This window comes from Litoreibacter halocynthiae (assembly GCF_004365635.1).
Classification (GTDB): domain Bacteria; phylum Pseudomonadota; class Alphaproteobacteria; order Rhodobacterales; family Rhodobacteraceae; genus Litoreibacter; species Litoreibacter halocynthiae.
The window spans coordinates 14006-28256 of the sequence record NZ_SOBH01000003.1; the positions used below are offsets into that span (position 1 = coordinate 14006).

Here is a 14251-nt window from a genome sequence, read left to right on the forward strand (position 1 = left end):
AGACCCCCGCCCGTTCCTTTACTTGTCAGCGGGTGCCAAGGCGCTGAGGCCTTTCAGCACGTCAAGAGCGTAGGCCAGTTGGTAGTCCTGCTCGCGCAGTTTGGCGACTTCCTCGGCTTTCTTCTGCTCTGCTTCCAGCAGTTTCAGATCATCTTCCGAAATCTTGTCGTTGTTGGTCAGGGAGCCGCGCAGGTCGGCCTCGGACCGGCTGTTGCGCTTTGCTTCTTCCTCGGTTGCTTCTTCCTCTGGCTTACGGGGAGGTTGCACCACGATGATGTCGGGTGACACGCCAAGCGCCTGAATGGAGCGGCCCGACGGCGTGTAGTAACGCGAGGTGGTCAGGCGCATGGCGCCATCGCCGCGCACCGGAACAACGGTTTGAACAGAGCCTTTGCCGAAGCTCTTTTCGCCGACGACGACCGCACGGCGGTGATCTTGCAGCGCACCCGCGACGATTTCGGACGCGGAGGCAGAGCCGCCGTTGATAAGCACCACGATGGGTTTGCCGTTGGACAAATCGCCCTCGGTCGCGTTGTAGCGTTCGCTGTCGCGGGGATTGCGGCCACGGGTGGAGACGATTTCGCCCTTATCAAGGAAGGCGTCGGATACCGCGATCGCTTGGGTCAAAAGCCCGCCGGGGTTGTTGCGCAGGTCCAGCACGATGCCGTTGATCTTGTCTTCGCCACCAGCTTCGTCGATTTGCTTGGCCAGACCTTCTTTGAGGTTCGGGAACGTCTGGCGGTTGAACGTGGTCACACGCAGCACGACCGAGTCGCCTTCAAGGCGGGTCCGCACGGCGGTTAGCTTGATCGTGTCGCGCACGATGGACACCTCAAAGGGCTCGTCCACACCTTCGCGCACAACCGTCAGAATGATTTCAGACCCGACCGGCCCGCGCATCATTTCGACAGCTTCTTCCAAAGTGAGGCCCAACAGGCTGGTGCCATCAACGGTGGTGATGAAGTCGCCGGATTCCATGCCCGCCTCGTCCGCGGGGGTGCCGTCCATGGGTGAGACGACTTTGACGTAGCCGTCTTCCTGCGTGACTTCGATCCCGAGCCCGCCGAATTCGCCCGAAGTTTGCGTGCGCATGTCGTCGAAATCTTTGGGTGGCAGGTAGGAGGAATGTGGATCAAGCGATGTGAGCATGCCGTTAATCGCGGCCTCAATCAGGTCAGCCTCGTCGACATCTTCCACATATTGCGCGCGGATACGCTCGAAGATGTCGCCGAACAGGTCCAGCTGCTCATAGACAGTCGACTTCTTCTCCGCCTCTTGTGCGATCAGAGGGCCTGCGAATTGCGTGGTCACCAGAACACTTGCGGCGGTGCCAAGCGTAGCTGCCATCAGAAATTTTTTCATGCGGACGTCATTCCTTATTGGTGGCGAACCAAGTGGCCGGATCGACCGGCTCGTCGCCTTGTCTAAGTTCTATATAAAGCGACTCTTGCTGATTGCCGCCACCACCTTTGGTTGCGGTCATCAAAAAAGCGTCAGGATTGGGGGTCAAACCGCCCATTAAACCAACCGGAGCGCCCTGATCGAGGACTTCGCCTACCTCGCCAAAGGTTTGCCCCAAGCCAGCGAGAATCAGCAGATAGCCCTTGCTGGGCTCCAGAATGACCACGTTTCCGTAGTCCAGAAGCGGGCCGGAATAGCGCAGGGTGGCTGGCCACGGAGTGGTCACCAAGGATTGCGCCCGGGTGGCAAGCACAAGGCCCGGGCGGTTAATGCCGGATGCGTCGGTTTCGTTGAAGCCATGCAAGAGCGTGCCAGCGGCTGGCAGTCGCAGGTTGCCCTTGGCAGCTTCGAAATCAGCCGGATTGTTCAAGTCGGACGGGTTCAGATCGGTGAGGCCGGACGCGAAGCCTTGCAGCGTATCACTGCTTTCGATCAAAGCGCGCATCTTGTCGGAGTCGCTTGTGAAGCTTCGGGGAAGCTCGACGCGGTCGGCAATGGCCCTGGACAGGTCGGCGCGGGCGGTTTGCACTTCGGCCAGTGACTTGGTCAGCTGGATCGCGGCGCTTTGCTGAAGGCTGCGAATGTCGCGGATTTCTTCAAGCTGGCCACGCAGGACCAATGCCTCGCTTTGCAGCGCCGGAGTTACTTCGGACAGGATCATCCCTGATCGCGCGGTTCCGATTGCCCCCGTCGGGTGCATCATCAGAAGTGGCGCGGGGGAGGTGCCGATGGTTTGCAATATCCCAAGCAGCCGCGCCAGCCGGTCGCGTTTGGCTTCAAACACCAACGCGATGCTACGTTCTTGGATGGAGGCGCGCCGAAGTCCTTCGCGCAATGCGGACAGACCTTCCTCATAAGCGCGCACGGTTTCGGTTAGTGCGCCGACGCGGTCTGATGCGCTTTCGGCTTCTGACAGGCTATCGGCAGCGGCCTCGAGCATCTGGCTGGCCCGCTTCGCGGTCGTTATCGGATCGCTCTGGGCGACCGCGGAGCCGGACAGTGCCAGCAATGTTAAGGCTATAAACAGCTGCTTCATGAGCGGATCAACGACACTCCGGTCATTTCGTCCGGCTTTGGAAGACCCATCAGCTCCAGCAATGTCGGGGCGAGGTCGGCCAAGCGACCGCTTGCCAACGATGCGCCTTCGGGCCCGCCATATAGAACCACCGGAACGGGGTTCGTTGTGTGAGCGGTGTGGGGGCCGCCGGTTACGGGATCGACCATCGTTTCGCAGTTCCCGTGATCGGCGGTGACGATCATGGCGCCGCCAACGTCTTTTAGGGCCGAAATCGCCTTGTTTAGACCCTGATCCACCGCCTCACAGGCTGCGATTGCCGCTGCCAGATCACCGGTATGCCCGACCATGTCGGGGTTGGCGAAGTTCACGACGATCAGATCGTATTGCGCGTTGATTGCACCGACCAGATCGGCGGTGACCTCGTCCGCCGACATCTCCGGCTGCATGTCGTAGGTCGCGACCTTTGGGCTTTTGGGCATGTGGCGGTCTTCGCCGTCTTCGGGGACCTCCTTGCCGCCGTTCAGGAAGAACGTGACGTGCGGATATTTCTCGGTCTCGGCCACGCGGAACTGGCGCAGACCATGTTGTGCGACCCAAGCACCCAACGTGTTGGCGATCTTTTTCTTCGGGAAGACCGTCGTCATGAACGCGTTGTGATCGGAGGAATAGTCGACCATGCCGAGGCATTCTGCCAGTTTCGGGCGGGTGGAGACATCGAACGCATCGAACTTCGGATCGGCAATTGCCGACAGGATTTCGCGGGCGCGGTCAGCGCGGAAGTTGAGGCAGAAAACGCCGTCGCCGTCTTTTACGCCACTGTAGCCATTGATAACGGTTGGCAGGACGAATTCGTCATTTTTGCCGTCAGCATAGGAGCCTTCGATCGCCGCGGACGCGCTGGTTGCCGCTGCACCTTTGCCAAGCATCATTGCGTTATAGGCCAGCTCGACCCGCTCCCAACGGGTGTCGCGGTCCATAGCGTAGTAGCGACCCGATATGGTGGCGATGCGCACGTCGTCCGGCAGCTCGCGTTCTAGCGTCTCGATATTGCCAAGCGCAGATTTCGGGGCGACATCGCGGCCATCGGTGATGGCATGTAAAACAGTGTCTATTCCTGCGGAACTGAGCGCTTTTGCTGCGGCGATGATGTGGGTGATATGGCCATGAACACCACCATCAGAGGCGACACCCATCAGATGCGCGGTTCCACCAGCGTCTTTGAGTTTGGATATGAACCCTTGCAGGGCGGCTTCTTGCTGGAAGGTGCCTTCTTCGATCGCAAGGTCGATCTGCCCGAGGTCCATCGCCACGACGCGACCCGCGCCGATATTTGTATGCCCCACTTCCGAGTTGCCCATTTGCCCTTTCGGCAAGCCAACATCCGGCCCGTGGGTGATCAGGGTCGCGTTGGGGCAGGTGGCCATCAATCGGTCGAATGTAGGGGTGTTTGCCAAGGCCGGAGCATTGGCTTCGGTGATATCCGACAATCCCCAACCGTCGAGGATACAAAGTACAACTGGTTTGGGGGTGGACATGTGCAGGCTCGCTTTGGGTCTAATCCCTTCTATGCGGAGCAGGCTGGGGCTTCAACCACAGGCTTTCACATCACCGTGTTTCGGCGGGGCTTCGAGCAAGCGCCAGCCGGATCATTTCGGCCATTCGCCAAAGCCGTATCCGCACCAGTGTAAGCAACGCACCTGCGCGCGCGCTGGGTGTTGGTATGGTCAGGATGCGTGGTGCATGGGCCAATATTGATAGCGGCATGATCAGGGCGCGGAGTATCCACCTTATGATCGAGCGCTCGTTTGACTTGTGGATACCATAGGTTTCAGCGGTAATTCGTTTCCATTTTGACCTGAGCTGCTCCCATGACGCGCGGCACGGGTGATTGACGATCAGGTCGGGCTGATAGGACAACTGGTAACCGCAGGCGGTGGCGCGGTGGCACCAATCGTAATCTTCGGACAAACCTGCGCGGAACGGCCCGACGCGGTTGAAAACCTCGATATTTGTGACGAGGTTTGCGGTGACGGAGAAGCCCATCTCCTCAATATAGCGGCGTTGGTTGAAGGCGAATACCTGCTCGAAGGCCTGAATGGCATTTGGCGTGCCGTGCGTCGGAGTTGTGAGGCGCACTTTGCCGCCGGAAATATCGTGGATGGAGCCCAGTTCAAGAGCCTGAGACAGGAAATCGGGCGCGACCTGGCAATCGCTATCCGTGAAGATCAGAATGTGGCCTTTGGCGTGGTGCGTTCCGGTGTTTCTGGCAAAGGCGGCGCCTTGCCTTGGTTCATGGTGAAAGCGGACATTCGGATGACTGGCCCGAAACGCGGCATCCAGCGTAGGTGGGCCGTTGTCGACGACAATGATTTCAACGTCCTTGCGACTGCTGCATTGATCCAGCGACGTCAAGCACAAGCCCAGCCTGTCCTTGTCATTGTAATGCGGGATGATAACGGACGCTATCGGGCGCATCAGCGTTGCCCGACCTTGCGTGCCGGAACGCCTGCGAAGATTTCTCCATCGCCCACCTTCCCGCGGACGACCGACCCCGCCGCAATGATTGCGCCTGCCCCGATTTCAGCACCCGGAAGCACGATTACGCCTGCGCCGATCCACACATCGTTGGCTATGCGCACCGTTGCTTCGTCCATGGCCTGATCCGAGACCGGCCCACCGTCGCGGAAACGGTAGTTGGCCGCCGTGATGATGACATTCGGGCCAAGCAGAAGATCATCGCCAATTTCGATGCGGCCAGATCGTGGCCCCGCCCAAAGATAGCAGCCTGCGCCAAGATGGGCGCGCGCGCCTAGCTGGATGCGGTCGGGGTTGGCGAACTGGCAGGTCGGGCTTATCGCGGCACCTGCCCCCATTTTGAGTGAGCGGCGGGGGATCACATGGGTCTGGTTGTAGTGATTGAGCAGTTTGAACCCGTGCAGATATGCGCGGGGGTCGAGCACGGATAGCAGAAACCGAGAAATCCGGCGACGGCTTGTGAGGGGTGGCTTATGTGCCAAGCACGCGCTTGGCAGGGCAGTGTCGGGTGCCACGTTTTAGCCCCCCTTTGTGTCGGTAAAGCGACAGGCGTTCAGGACAACACCCAAGCAAGTGGTGTTTTCTGCGATTGTCCGTTCGGCAGTGTCAATCTCGGCGGTTGTAGAATGGTCTGCGCGTGCGACCAACAGTGCGCAATCCGCCAGTGATAGAGACGCTATTGCGTCATCCATCGGGTTTAAAGGGGCAAGGTCGAAGAGCATCAGATCAGGTGCAAAATCGCGCTCGATATGGTCAAGGAGGGCTGCGGTTTTGACATGGGCGAGACGCTCCGCTGCGTCGTCCAGTTTGGTGGCATTCAGACTGAGTCCGAGATTCGCACCGACGCGCAGACAGGTGCTGTCAAAGTTGCGCCGATGCCCGGTCAGAACAGAGAAGCGCGGTCCGGATTCTTTTAGTCCGAAGAGGTGGATCAGACTGGGGTTTCTAAGGTTCAAATCCAGAACCATGACCCGCAGGTCTTCTTGCCGCGCAAGGCTAAGCGCCAGATTGGCAACGATTGTGGAGCTACCGCATCCGGATGTGGGGGAGGTAATTGCAACGCGACGATGACCTGCCGCGCGCATATGGCTCAACAAGCGGGTCCGAAGCCGGTCGTAGGGTGCGGATGCGTCGGTTGGCTGGGTGGTTAGAATATGATGCCGCTGTAAGGTGATCGGGTCCAACGTCACCTCGCTCAACCGGCTCCAGCTTTTGAGCGGGTCGGCAAGCTCCGCTGAGGCAGCAAGAGTGGCATCTGCATCTGGCGTGCTTTGCGCGGTGCGCAAAATTTCGTCGGTGTTTGTCAGGTGTTCCAATGGTTGCTCCTAACCAAGGCTCGGCCCCAGATCGGGAAGGGTTGCAAACGGGGTTAATCCAAGGGTGTCATGCAGGTCGCGAGGGCGGCGGAGATGCGCGTCGAACCTGATCCGAAGCGCCGCAACACCGATCGCAAGAAGCAGCGCGGCCAGCCCGATGGTTGCCAGAATCGCAACGCGCACCTTCGCCGGATTTCGCCCGGTTAGACTGGCGTCTTTTACAACCTTGAGGGTGATCCGGTTGGCCTCATTTGCGCGCATGGCGGCCTGTAGCCTGTCGTCGGCGGCTTCAACCCGCGCTTTCGCGCTTGAAACAGCCGCGTTGAGACGATCTGCTGTGGCTTGGTGATCCTTGCTCGCAACAATCTGCGCGTCGATATCTTGCATCCGCTGTTTCACAAAGCGCAGGTCTTGGCCGGTTTGACCTGCCGGACGTTGCTTAATGGCCTTATCAATGCGGATTTTAATGAGCCGCACTTTCGGGTGAAGGTCGGAATAGAGGCCGCGAGCGGTTGCCAACTCACCGTATAGTTTTGCAACTTCCGGGTTTTCAGGCGCGGACTTGGACTCCGCCGCCCGCAGCGTGGCGCGCAGGCGGGATGCTTGATCTTGAAGCTCCTCAATCCGCAGGTCTGGTGCTTGGTTTGAATGGGAGCGCAGGTCGACTTCCGCCGTGGCCAGACGCGCGGTCGCATTGCGTAGGCTTTCGCGGAGTTTGTTGACTGCGAGGTCGGTGGCGTGCTGCTGAAACCCATTGCTGAGTTCAATGGCGCGAAGCGACAGGGTTTGAGCCAGTGCAATCGCAGCAGTGGCGTCGGGCATTGTGGATTTGATCTTCAGATAGGTTGGCTTGTCGCGAGACGATTCGATGTTTGCAACAAATGGCGCATCTGCCGAGAGCTGCGCCGCCTTCGACTGTGTCGCGCTGAAATCTGCCTTCAATGCATGCGCCACGACCTGCAGATGTTGCACCTCTTCGGGGGTGCGTTGCGCCTTGGATGTCCCGCCAAGACCAACGTTCCGTTCCAGAACTATGCGCGCGGACGCGGCGTATTTTGGAGGGTTAGCCTCCAGAACAGACCAACCGGTTGCGGCGAAAAAAAATGCTGAGACAATCCCGAGCGGCAAGCAGCGTATGATCTGCCAGCGCCAATATCCCCATTCGAACATGTGTAGGTCCAATCCCGACGGTGCCGTAAATATCCTTCTCATTCAGACCTTTGAAAACTTAAGACATAATTAATTCATCTCAGTTCTTCTTTGACGAGTTCCACAGGTTTGCCGGACGGAACCGAAACAATGCGAAGGAGAAGCGGCTCGATGGATGCCCGACTGACGACTGAATTCGATAAGGCGCGAGCGCTACGTCCAAGGGAACCCGTTGCGGTCAAGACCCGTCCGGACAGTTACCGAGTGAGTTGGAAGCGGGTGCTGGATGTTGGCTTGGTGCTTTTGACTGCGCCGATTTCGGTGCCGCTGGTCATTCTAGGTATGATTCTGGCGAAACTGGATGGCGGCCCTGCGTTCTACACTCAACCGCGCGTGGGGTATGGTGGTCGGGTGTTCCGGATGTTCAAGCTTCGCACGATGCGCGTGAATGCGGAGCAGCATCTGAGTGAAATCCTGATGCGTGACCCGCGCGCCGCCGTCGAGTGGCAGAAAAGCCAGAAACTGCGTCGTGACCCGCGTGTGACCTTTGCGGGAAGTTTTCTTCGGAAGACCTCGCTGGACGAGTTGCCCCAGCTTTGGAATGTGATCCTTGGGGAGATGTCGCTGGTCGGCCCGCGTCCAATTCTGCAAGAGCAAGCAATCCTTTACCCAGGATCCGCATATTTCAGGTTACGACCGGGCCTAACCGGGCCTTGGCAGGTGTTTGGCCGCAATGACGAGAGTTTCTACGCCCGCGCAAAATACGATGCGATGTACGAGCGCGAGATTGGCTTGGTCAGCGACCTGTCATTGATTGGCCGCACCTTTGGCGTTGTGCTTTGGGGGACGGGACATTGACCCTGTGCCGCTGGTTTTTGTGTTTTGCGCTGATGTTGGCGGGGCCGGTAGCAGCGAAATCCTATGTTTTGCAATCCGGCGACACGCTGCGGATTGAGGTCATCGAGGACAGCAGCCTGAACCGGAACGCATTGGTGCTGCCGGACGGCACCATCGCCTTTCCGATGATCGGCCAAGTTGCGGCGGCGGGCCTTACGCTTAGCCAAGTTCGCGAAGCGCTGACGAGCGGCCTTGCCCCCAATTTTGCCCAGCGGCCAAGCCTGCATGTGGCAGTCGCATCGATTGCACGGAAGGAAACATCGGCACGGGCGATTTCTGCGCCGAAAGCGTCGGACAACCTGATCACGGTGTTTGGCATGGGTGAATTGGGCAGGCCCGGTAAACTGCAGCTTCAGCAGGGATCGTCGTTGCTTCAATTTCTGGCACAGGCTGGCGGGACAACGCCCTATGCGGCGACAAAGCGCGTCCAAGTGCGGCGGGTTGCGAGTGCGGATGGCATCACCAAAACCTACCGAGTGAATGTGAAGAAGTTGATGCAAGGGGGCGGAGCAAGCTTCCTCCTTGCCCCCGGCGATGTGGTGATCGTTCCGGAACGGAAGCTGTTTGAATGATCAGGTTGGGCCTGATTCTGGCTGTGGTGATATCCGGGCCACTTCTGGCGGAGGATGATGGCGGTTTGCATGCTGATCTTACGATTGGTTTCGGGGCCGTGATTGATAACGACATTGACCTGACCGGCATGCCTGCTTCCGCCCAGCATGGGGCAGCCTCGGTGCAATTCTTGATGTCTTCAAAAACCCGAACCGAGAAGGTTGAGTTGCGGTTTGACGGTGACGTCATTGGCCATGCTCACAAGCGTTCGGAGGCCGAACTGGAATATGGCCGTAAGACCAAATCCAGCCAGTTTGCGGTCAATGTATTTGGCCAAAAGCATCCGGCCAGGGCTGCCTATGCGATCGGTCGCGGCTTGGGTGCATCTGGCGGGTTTGATCTTGCACCAAGTCAGACAGAATCCCGGATTTTTGGCGGGGATATCGCGCTTGTTTCGGGAATTGAACGGCCAATCGGGTTTGATCTGAGTTACGGGGTGAGACGCCGGAAGAGTTTTGGTCCATCGGCAACCAGAAGCACGCGTCAGTTTGCAAGGATCGAAACGGTGTTCCGGTTTAGCGAGTTGACCAAGGCGCGGCTTTATCTTGGTGACGAGCAACTCAGGACTTCGGGGTCCACAGCCGTGTTGCAACGGCAGAGGGCCGCGGGTGTGGGTGTGACCCATAAGCTGTCAAAAGTTACCGAGGTCGATGCCGATTTTGGATGGTCGACGGTCAGACAGGTCAATGCGCGTCCGTCTGTTACGAATTCCGGTCTCGAGTGGCTGTTGAAGATGACACGACGCCAACGCAACGGCTCGGTCTTTACTATCGCATCATCAGAACAGATCAAAGCTGGCCCGCTTCGGCGTTTGCGGTTTGGCTTGGTCGATTCCGCCTTGGACAGATCGCTCAGACTGACGGTTGGCGTTGCCAAGCCAGCCAATACAACCCCCGATCTTACGATGTCGCTTGAGTTTGCTGCCGATATGGCATCGACGCAAATCACGACCCTAGCGTCGCGGGATTTCATCGCATCGGACGAGACGGGCGAGAGCCGCATTGCGACCAAGCTGGCCGTTGGTTTGGTGCGCAAGGTCGGCGCACGCGGCACAATGGATGTCTCTGTCGGGTATTTCAAAACGAACCGGACAAGCGTGACGCCCGAGCGGTCGGCGGGGCATTTCAGGACATCCTATCACCACGCACTGCGACGGGATTGGGGCGTGGTTGCGGGAGTAGAACGGCGGGTTCGGCGTGATGCGACGACGGGCCGTGTCGGCTCGAACTCCGGATTCGTCACGTTCGAGCACAAATTTTCAGGAGGATTGTGAATATGGTTCGAGTTCTGGCTGTTTCATCTGGCGGCGGACATTGGCAGCAGATGCGGTTGCTGTCGCATGCGCTGGGTAACGTGGACATAGAATATGCGTGTAGCGCACATGTGGGCGATCTAAAGGTTCATCGCTTGCCAGATTGCAATATGCGTACGCCGATGCAGCTGGTGGCGGGCGTGTTGGCGGCGTGGCGGTTGGTGTACCGTGTCAGGCCGGATGTCGTCATTTCGACAGGTGCCGCCCCCGGGGCGTTGGCTTTGATCATTGCCAAACTGCTTGGCCACCGGACGATCTGGATCGATTCGATTGCCAATGCCGAACAGATGTCATTGTCTGGCAGGCTTACGCGGCGGTTTTCTGATCTCTGGATGACCCAGTGGGAAGGCGTGGCGGAGGAAACGGGCGCGGTTTTCGCGGGCTCGGTGCTATGATTTTCGTGACCGTTGGCACGCAACTGCCGTTTCCGCGCCTGATCAACTATATGGCGCGCTGGGCGCAAACGCATGGCGAGCGCGTGGTGCTTCAGACAGGGGATCGGAGTGGCTTCAACGGGTGCGAGACATACCGATCCCTGCCAGGTTATCAGTTCGGTACGTTTATGACTGAGGCTCGCGTGATCGTCTCTCATGCTGGAATAGGGTCTATTTTGGCGACCAAAGCGATAAATAAACCTATTATTGTGGTACCCCGTCGGGCGAAGCTTTCAGAGCATCGGAACGATCATCAACTCGCGACGGCCGCCGCGCTGGACGGGCGGGCCGGACTGCGGGTTGCGTGGGAGCTAGATCAAATCCCGGCATTTCTGGATGGCGCGATTGAGCCGCCGGAGGCGGAACTGCATCCGCAGTTTAACCAGCTTGTGGATCGGATCAGTACTTTCGTTGGTGCATGATTTCAGGGATCGAGTACTGATCTGATTTTCCGGCCCGCGGGGCGCCCGTGCAGGGCCCTGACTATGGCCGGAATGGGTGTGAACTGGCGGCGCAGGGCATGCTGGATGATTTTCCCCCAGCCGAACAGATATGCAATTGGCACGCGTAAAAGGTTGTGCCGTGCCATGAACATCAAGCGCCCGCGGTGCTTGAAGTAGGCTGATATCGGGGATGGGCCGCGGCTGAGCGTTGGTGATCCGATTGAAGCGCCGGCACTGTGATAAACAACTGCGTCTTTACAGATTGCCAGTGGGAGCGCCCCGCGCCGTTGAGCCCAATCAACTTCTTCGTAGTAGAGGAAGTACTGCTCTGGCATGAGTCCGGCTTGTTCGACGAAACTGCGTGATGCGACCATGCTGGCACCGGAAATGAAGTCCAGATCTGATTGATCGGGATGGGGTGTCGTTACAGCGTCCTTCCCGATGTTGATGTTTTGCGTCGCCCCCGTCCACCGGTTGATCCGGCCACCGTCGATTTGAATTTGTGGCGGCTGGCCTTGGTAGGCAATCCGATGCCCCAGCAGCGCGAACGGGAGCGGCGCGCGCGACAATGCGGCGGGTGTATGCGACGGGACGGTGCAATCGGGATTGAGAATCCAGAACCTGTCCAGCTGCGGGTCGTTCAGCAGGCGGGTTAGACCCAAATTTACCCCACCAGCGAAGCCCAGATTTTTCGGGGCCTGTATCAGTGAAATTTCAAGTTTAGTTTGCGCCGCCCAGTTGCGGACCACTTGCACAGTGGCATCGTGAGAGGCGTTGTCGACAAGGACAATCCTCAGGTCCACGGCCTTTGCCTGACACAGGCTTTGCAGGCAATCGAGGATGTAGCCCGCCGAATTATAGGTGACGATGATACAGCCAAGGGGGATCGTCATGCTGGCACTGCGGCAAATCGGGTGAAGCGATTGGTCGCGCGTTTCGGACTGGGTTTCTTCGTCACTGCGGCAGGGCTGATCATCCACAACCCAGCGCCGAACAGAAAGAACACAAATGAGAAAATCGACGTCCAGATATGGACCGTGCACAAGGTGAACGTCAGTCCGACAAAGCAAATGACCCAAGCTCTGCGGATGTCGGATAGATCGGAAGGCACCGAAGATAGAAGGACTCTCGTGAAGCCAAGAATATAGGCGCAGGTGAAGATGGCAAACCCCGGAAGCCCGTATCGCATGCCGAGGACCAGCCAGAAATTATCTATGCTTCCCGAGTGCATGAATTGAGGGCGGACCCAGTCGTTCAGACCGATGCCAAAGAGCGGGTTTTGCCAGATGTTGAGCATGCCCCACTCGAATATTATGCCGCGCCAGTAAGCGTTATGGGCCGAGAAGGTTGCGTAGCTGAAGAAGACCCGCACTGGTGTTCGGTTGGAAATCAAGTCCACCGTCACGTAGGCAATGAGGGCAATTATCGCCAAAAAAAGCCAGCGTTTGCCCCATCGCGGAAAGACGAGCGCCCAGATGATCAGGAAGGTCTGCAACAGGACCGATAGGAATGCGCCACTGGAGAGGGCGAGGAAGCTGGCGGATATGCCAAGACCCAAGCCGATCACGCGCGCCCAAAGAGACCAAGAGCCTGCCATTCCGACAAAAGTCAGCGCAGTGAGTGTTGAAGCGAACAGGCCATAATGGATGGGATGCGCAAAAAGCACCTGCGCGCGTTCTAGACCCAATCGCGGCTCTATCGAGAGCGGGGCGACGGACGTGACAGCGGGGAGGGCGTTGACCAACGCAATCAACGGCGGATGGCCTGTGATGCTTTCTGCGATGGCCAGTGGAAGGGACAGAAGCACGATTGCCGCCACCACCTTCACCGTGGCGCGGAACTGTTCGGGCGTGCGGATATAGCGTCGTGCGATCAGGAAACCGCCCAGCAGCTCCAGCGTCAGCGCGCCGGTATTTTCAAGCGCGTGCGTTGGGGAGGTTTGCGAGAAAGCGACCAAGGACCAGAACGCGAAGAGCGCGAAGAGCAGGTCAGTCGACAAGCCCTTCGCGGGAGGATTGCGGATGTAGCTGATCAGAACGGGGACGAACACAAGCGCCAGAACTGTGCGCAGGCCGGTCATTTGGATCGGGCCAAGGGAATAGCGCACCGGAAGCGCGACAGCGACAAGATACAGGACGACCAACGGGGACAGCTTTGCATCTGGGTTGGTGAGGATTGTGTGAGACATATGCGGGCTTACTTTTCAGGCACGCACAGGATGCGACGGATTGGCTAACGGTTGGTTAACGCAAATCTTCCCTGCCGATTAACCAATGCTTCATAGATTTTTAGATAAATTGGAGCAGGTCCTTGAGACCCTGCCCCATCACGGGGCGATCGCGTGGACGGAGAAAGACATCGCATGGAAGACATTACTTGCGACGAGCCTCCCGTCCGGTCCTGTCAAAGAGCAGGCGCACCCTCTGAATACTCGGCTCAGGGCCCAACCCCCTTGGCCGTAAAGGCAAGACGTCGGGGTCTGAACCGGGTTCTCGGGCTTCGCCGAATGCTGGTGGGGCTCAAGCGGGCGATAAACACGCGGCTGTTTGGTATGGACATTCACCCAAGCGCGGAGTTGTCGCTTTCGGCGCGTCTGGATCGCACCTTTCCGATCGGGGTCCATATTGGCGAGACCAGCTACATTGCGTTCGAGGCTTGCATTTTGACCCATGACCGCACGCGCGGTGTCTATTTGCACACATGGATCGGCAAGGACTGTTTTGTCGGTGCGCGGTCCCTGATTTTACCCGGGGTGCGTGTTGGAGATGGGGCGATTGTCGCGGCGGGGGCGATTGTTACGAAAGATGTGCCTGCGCGCTGTCTGGTTGCCGGAAATCCGGCGCGTATCATCAGGCGGGACATCCTGACAGGCCCATACGGCCGGTTGCATGATGCAGACCGGCGAGAGGCAGAACTTGCGCAGGCGGGGCTCACCTAGAGGTGCGACCGCTGCCAAGGCGCGCGCGCAACACCCCTGCGTTCTGTGCTAAAGGCGGAGCGAGCGCAGGCTGACATTGCCTGTTTAACCACATGCACGAGACGCTTCGCACCCGTAAGGGAGGCGCTTTGCTGTG

15 protein-coding genes are annotated in these 14251 nt (G+C 58.5%); 6 read left to right on the forward strand and 9 right to left on the reverse strand.

Annotated elements, in window-relative coordinates:
* Positions 1-18: 18 nt before the first annotated feature.
* The 7 genes from BDE40_RS11830 to BDE40_RS11860 all read right to left on the reverse strand — a co-directional run bounded on the left by BDE40_RS11830 (position 19) and on the right by BDE40_RS11860 (position 7542).
* Positions 19-1362: a S41 family peptidase gene (locus BDE40_RS11830; protein ID WP_134014773.1), complete on the reverse strand. Its 1344-nt coding sequence runs from the start codon at positions 1360-1362 to the stop codon at positions 19-21.
* Positions 1363-1369: 7 nt separating this feature from the next.
* Positions 1370-2497: a murein hydrolase activator EnvC family protein gene (locus BDE40_RS11835; protein ID WP_134014775.1), complete on the reverse strand. Its 1128-nt coding sequence runs from the start codon at positions 2495-2497 to the stop codon at positions 1370-1372.
* Positions 2494-4014, reverse strand: a complete 1521-nt coding sequence (gene gpmI / locus BDE40_RS11840; protein WP_134014777.1) for a 2,3-bisphosphoglycerate-independent phosphoglycerate mutase — start codon at positions 4012-4014, stop codon at positions 2494-2496. The genes BDE40_RS11835 and gpmI overlap by 4 nt, the downstream gene beginning before the upstream one ends.
* Positions 4015-4084: 70 nt before the next feature.
* Entirely contained in the window at positions 4085-4954 is an 870-nt protein-coding gene (locus tag BDE40_RS11845) for a glycosyltransferase family 2 protein (RefSeq protein WP_134014779.1), read from the reverse strand.
* Positions 4954-5529, reverse strand: a complete 576-nt coding sequence (locus BDE40_RS11850; RefSeq protein WP_246030441.1) for an acyltransferase — start codon at positions 5527-5529, stop codon at positions 4954-4956. Before BDE40_RS11850 ends, BDE40_RS11845 begins: the two co-directional genes overlap by 1 nt.
* A 3-nt stretch (positions 5530-5532) precedes the next feature.
* Entirely contained in the window at positions 5533-6330 is a 798-nt protein-coding gene (locus tag BDE40_RS11855) for a CpsD/CapB family tyrosine-protein kinase (RefSeq protein WP_134014781.1), read from the reverse strand.
* A gap of 9 nt (positions 6331-6339) precedes the next feature.
* On the reverse strand, positions 6340-7542 hold the full coding sequence (locus BDE40_RS11860) for a GumC domain-containing protein (RefSeq protein WP_134014783.1): 1203 nt from the start codon (positions 7540-7542) through the stop codon (positions 6340-6342).
* A gap of 108 nt (positions 7543-7650) precedes the next feature.
* On the opposite strand from BDE40_RS11860, the gene BDE40_RS11865 reads away from it, so the two are divergent.
* From BDE40_RS11865 to BDE40_RS11885, 5 genes are read left to right on the forward strand one after another with little or no spacing between them, the layout of a single operon-like run.
* Positions 7651-8337, forward strand: a complete 687-nt coding sequence (locus BDE40_RS11865) for a sugar transferase (protein WP_134014785.1) — start codon at positions 7651-7653, stop codon at positions 8335-8337.
* 32 nt (positions 8338-8369) lie between these two features.
* On the forward strand, positions 8370-8948 hold the full coding sequence (locus BDE40_RS11870) for a polysaccharide biosynthesis/export family protein (RefSeq protein ID WP_134014786.1): 579 nt from the start codon (positions 8370-8372) through the stop codon (positions 8946-8948).
* The gene (locus tag BDE40_RS11875; RefSeq protein ID WP_134014788.1) at positions 8945-10261 is read left to right on the forward strand and encodes a hypothetical protein; all 1317 of its coding nucleotides are present in this window, start codon (positions 8945-8947) and stop codon (positions 10259-10261) included. Before BDE40_RS11870 ends, BDE40_RS11875 begins: the two co-directional genes overlap by 4 nt.
* Positions 10262-10263: 2 nt before the next feature.
* A complete protein-coding gene (locus BDE40_RS11880) occupies positions 10264-10695 on the forward strand; it encodes a glycosyltransferase family protein (protein ID WP_134014790.1) in 432 nt (143 codons plus the stop codon).
* On the forward strand, positions 10692-11156 hold the full coding sequence (locus BDE40_RS11885) for a glycosyltransferase (protein ID WP_134014792.1): 465 nt from the start codon (positions 10692-10694) through the stop codon (positions 11154-11156). Before BDE40_RS11880 ends, BDE40_RS11885 begins: the two co-directional genes overlap by 4 nt.
* 2 nt (positions 11157-11158) lie before the next feature.
* Here BDE40_RS11885 and BDE40_RS11890 read toward each other — a convergent pair whose 3' ends face one another.
* Positions 11159-12070 carry a glycosyltransferase family 2 protein gene (locus BDE40_RS11890; protein ID WP_134014794.1) on the reverse strand — a complete coding sequence of 304 codons (912 nt, stop codon included), beginning with the start codon at positions 12068-12070 and terminating at the stop codon, positions 11159-11161.
* Positions 12067-13365 carry an O-antigen ligase family protein gene (locus tag BDE40_RS11895; RefSeq protein WP_134014796.1) on the reverse strand — a complete coding sequence of 433 codons (1299 nt, stop codon included), beginning with the start codon at positions 13363-13365 and terminating at the stop codon, positions 12067-12069. The genes BDE40_RS11890 and BDE40_RS11895 overlap by 4 nt, the downstream gene beginning before the upstream one ends.
* A gap of 318 nt (positions 13366-13683) precedes the next feature.
* Here BDE40_RS11895 and BDE40_RS11900 point away from each other — a divergent pair, with 318 nt between their 5' ends.
* Positions 13684-14115 (forward strand): acyltransferase, encoded by a 432-nt coding sequence (locus tag BDE40_RS11900; protein ID WP_134014798.1) that lies wholly within the window; start codon positions 13684-13686, stop codon positions 14113-14115.
* The last annotated feature ends 136 nt before the right edge of the window (positions 14116-14251 follow it).

Excerpts from the sequence above, each read along its gene's own strand:
- BDE40_RS11860 (WP_134014783.1), bottom strand. The coding sequence starts at position 7,542 with ATGAGAAGGATATTTACGGCACCGTCGGGATTGGACCTACACATGTTC.
- BDE40_RS11865 (WP_134014785.1), top strand. The coding sequence starts at position 7,651 with ATGGATGCCCGACTGACGACTGAATTCGATAAGGCGCGAGCGCTACGT.
- BDE40_RS11900 (WP_134014798.1), top strand. The coding sequence starts at position 13,684 with ATGCTGGTGGGGCTCAAGCGGGCGATAAACACGCGGCTGTTTGGTATG.
- BDE40_RS11870 (WP_134014786.1), top strand. The coding sequence starts at position 8,370 with ATGTTGGCGGGGCCGGTAGCAGCGAAATCCTATGTTTTGCAATCCGGC.
- BDE40_RS11875 (WP_134014788.1), top strand. The coding sequence starts at position 8,945 with ATGATCAGGTTGGGCCTGATTCTGGCTGTGGTGATATCCGGGCCACTT.
- BDE40_RS11880 (WP_134014790.1), top strand. The coding sequence starts at position 10,264 with ATGGTTCGAGTTCTGGCTGTTTCATCTGGCGGCGGACATTGGCAGCAG.
- BDE40_RS11890 (WP_134014794.1), bottom strand. The coding sequence starts at position 12,070 with ATGACGATCCCCCTTGGCTGTATCATCGTCACCTATAATTCGGCGGGC.
- BDE40_RS11845 (WP_134014779.1), bottom strand. The coding sequence starts at position 4,954 with ATGCGCCCGATAGCGTCCGTTATCATCCCGCATTACAATGACAAGGAC.
- BDE40_RS11830 (WP_134014773.1), bottom strand. The coding sequence starts at position 1,362 with ATGAAAAAATTTCTGATGGCAGCTACGCTTGGCACCGCCGCAAGTGTT.
- BDE40_RS11895 (WP_134014796.1), bottom strand. The coding sequence starts at position 13,365 with ATGTCTCACACAATCCTCACCAACCCAGATGCAAAGCTGTCCCCGTTG.
- gpmI (WP_134014777.1), bottom strand. The coding sequence starts at position 4,014 with ATGTCCACCCCCAAACCAGTTGTACTTTGTATCCTCGACGGTTGGGGA.
- BDE40_RS11885 (WP_134014792.1), top strand. The coding sequence starts at position 10,692 with ATGATTTTCGTGACCGTTGGCACGCAACTGCCGTTTCCGCGCCTGATC.
- BDE40_RS11835 (WP_134014775.1), bottom strand. The coding sequence starts at position 2,497 with ATGAAGCAGCTGTTTATAGCCTTAACATTGCTGGCACTGTCCGGCTCC.